Here is a 444-nt window from a genome sequence, read left to right on the forward strand (position 1 = left end):
GCATCGGTCGGGTTACCCGGCTCGATCGGAGTTGCCGGAATCGAACCCTTATCCTTCGGGTTGGAGCCCTTGTCTTTTTCCTCCTTATCGGAGATGCCGTCGTTGTCGTCGTCCTCGTCCTCGGTGTCAGGCTTACCGTCACCATCGGTGTCCAGCTTGAAGTTCGCCTTCACCTCATCGGTGGTCTTATCCGGGTAGGTCACCGTAACCGGAACATCGAACTCCTCAACGGTGTCCTTGTCCAGCTTCGAATCATCCGGGAACTTAACAGTGATCTCACCGGTGTTCTCATCAATGGTGACTTCGTAGCCCTCAGGAGCCGTGAAGCCATCAGCGATCTTGAACTTCGAACCCTCAGGAGCCTTGGCATCCTTACCGTCCTTGCCAGTGAAGGTCGGAGTCGACTTGGTCTCCTCACCAGGAACAACCAACTTGCCCTCATAC

The 444-nt window shown here is 55.4% G+C and carries 1 protein-coding gene; it reads right to left on the bottom strand.

The window, feature by feature from the left end; translation table 11 throughout:
• Nucleotides 1-444, bottom strand: a 444-nt coding sequence (locus QKD99_RS11555) for a YPDG domain-containing protein (RefSeq protein WP_347951496.1), incomplete at both ends; no start/stop codon positions are given.

Origin of the sequence: Corynebacterium sp. c3Ub_189 (assembly GCF_039907195.1) — a bacterium.
Classification (GTDB): Bacteria; Actinomycetota; Actinomycetes; order Mycobacteriales; family Mycobacteriaceae; genus Corynebacterium.